Genomic DNA, 2551 nt, shown 5'->3' with positions numbered 1-2551 from the left:
GTGCGCCCGTAAGGGTATATAATAAATATAGCTTTGGCAAGCTATTAGGTTCGCGTTCTTTGAAAAATAACCTATCATCACCCGGCTTATCCGTCAACGAAAGACGACGGGGAGTGTCGCATGTCGGGAACGCCACGAGTGGACAAACTACCATGTTTCGGCTGAGTGGCAAGATGAAACGATAGATATGAGGATAAAGTCTGGATTGATTGAACGATAGTCTGAGCGGTCAGATGGTTAGGCTTTGACGTAAGGTAGTTATACAATTCCAAAAGAATTGAAACCCGTCATATCGTGGTACTCAAGCCCGCCTTGTAGGGGCTATGAGCAAAAGAACTTACTACGACGCAACTTCATACAAAGTAAAGGACGAAAGTCGTATCCGACAATCTATCACGCCAAAATAGTCTGTTTACAGATTATGTTATTATGTATCTAAACGGGGATTACCTAAACCGGAAAGCCAGTTGTAAGGCTATGGGAATAGTCCCTGAATATCCGGCACGGTAACAGAGCCTCCGTAGTAGTCTGAGCAAGGGAAAGCCTTGTACACGCAGATAAAACTGCATGGCGAAGGGGGGCAGTTAATTCAGTTTAATATAATTAATGGAAAATGTGTGAGACATGAGAAATCCGGAAAAAGTATTAAACAGTCTATGCCAACACAGCAGTAACTTGACTTACAAGTTCGACAGGCTGTATAGGATTCTGTTTAATGAAGAAATGTACTACGTTGCCTATAAGCATTTGTACGCAAAACCAGGCAATATGACCAAAGGTGTCGATGGAAAAACCATTGATGGCTTCAGTATACCTAAAATTAAACAGTTAATTGATACGCTCAAAGATGAAACGTATCGCCCTTACCCCTCGAAAAGGACATATATTCCAAAGAAGAATGGGAAAAAACGTCTGTTGGGAATTCCTGCATTCTATGATAAACTTCTTCAAGAAGTCATAAGAATGATTTTAGAAGCAATTTATGAAGGCTGTTTTGAAGATTCTTCACATGGTTTCAGACCTCAGAAGAGCTGTCATACCGCCCTCAAAAGCGTTCAGAACAAATGCAACGGTACAAAATGGTTTATTGAAGGAGATATCAAAGGATTCTTTGACAATATAAATCATGAAGGGCTTATTAATATTCTGAAAGAACGCATTGCAGACGATAGGTTCATAAGACTGATTCGTAAGTTCTTAAATGCAGGATATGTTGAAGACTGGGTATTTCATAAATCGTATAACGGAACTCCACAAGGTGGTATTATCAGCCCAATATTGGCTAATATCTACCTTGACAAGTTCGACAAATACATGAAAGAATATATCAAGAAATTCAACAAGGGGAAAAGAAGAAAAGAAAATCCTATTGCAAAGCAATTCGGACAGCGTAAGGCTAAGTTGGTGTCGAAATTCAAAAATGTAAAAGACGCAACAGAAAGAAAACGACTGAATGAGCAAATTAGAGAAATTGTAAAGAAACGTCTGGAATATCCAGCTGGAAATGAAATGGATAGCTGTATAAAACGTCTGAAATACGTGAGGTATGCGGATGATTTTCTGATAAGTGTTATCGGAAGTAAAGAAGACTGTAAGCAGATTAAAGAAGACATCAAAAATTATATGCATGATGCACTTAAGCTGGAACTGTCGGAAGAAAAAACTTTGATAACAAATGCACAGAAATCAGCTAAATTCCTTGGATATAACATATTTGTACGTAAATCCAATGATACACACAGGGATAAAAACGGACACCTTGTAAGAAGCTACGATCATAAGATTGTACTCTATGTTACTACCGAAGTAATGCGGAATAAACTCTTTACCTATGATGCAATGAAAATTGTAAAAAGGAACGGTAAAGAAGTCTGGAAGCCTAAAGGTCGTAGCTATATGAGAAATCTGGATGATTTAGAAATTATCAGCCAATACAATTCAGAAATCATGGGTTTCTACAATTACTACTCTATTGCGAATAATAGTTGTGTTATCGACTCTTTTTATAACATCATGGAGTACAGCATGTATAAAACATATGCAGGCAAATATCGTACTTCCAAGAAAAAGATAATAGCGAAATACAAGAAAAATGGTGTTTTTGCTATTCCTTATAAAAATAAGAGGGGTTATACTTTCTACCGAGAATTTTACGACAAGGGTTTCAAACGTAAGGAAATGCCTGATGTGAACTTAAATGACAGGCTTCCCAATACGATTGCTATTAACGGTGGAAGAAACGGACTTATAACAAGGCTGCAAGCCAGAGTGTGTGAATTATGTGGTTCAACAGATGAACTTGAAATGCACCATGTTCGTAAACTCAAAAACCTAAAAGGAAAATCAGATTGGGAAGTTAAAATGATTGCTCGCAAACGTAAAACTTTAGCAGTATGTATAAAATGTCATCACAAAATACACGCAGGCAGCATAGACTGAATGAGTTAATGGAGAGCCGTATACATGGAGACGTGTACGTACGGTTCGGTGGCGAGTGCTTGGAAACCTACCACTGTGAAAGGTGGCAAGGCGCCGGGTGCTTAGCCTATGG

At 38.4% G+C, this 2551-nt stretch carries 2 protein-coding genes; both read left to right on the top strand.

Annotated features, from left to right (window positions below; genetic code table 11):
* Positions 1-185: hypothetical protein (locus tag BUC12_RS20230; RefSeq protein ID WP_175552655.1), on the top strand; the 185-nt coding region annotated here is incomplete at its 5' end.
* A gap of 439 nt (positions 186-624) precedes the next feature.
* Entirely contained in the window at positions 625-2439 is a 1815-nt protein-coding gene (locus tag BUC12_RS19600; RefSeq protein WP_062185331.1) for a reverse transcriptase domain-containing protein, read from the top strand.
* The last annotated feature ends 112 nt before the right edge of the window (positions 2440-2551 follow it).

The organism is Indolivaga macrotermitis (assembly GCF_900128985.1).
Taxonomy (GTDB): Bacteria; Bacteroidota; Bacteroidia; order Bacteroidales; family Dysgonomonadaceae; genus Dysgonomonas_A; species Dysgonomonas_A macrotermitis.
The sequence above is the reverse complement of the archived record's forward strand: the minus strand, read 5'-3'. Positions and strand labels throughout refer to the sequence as shown.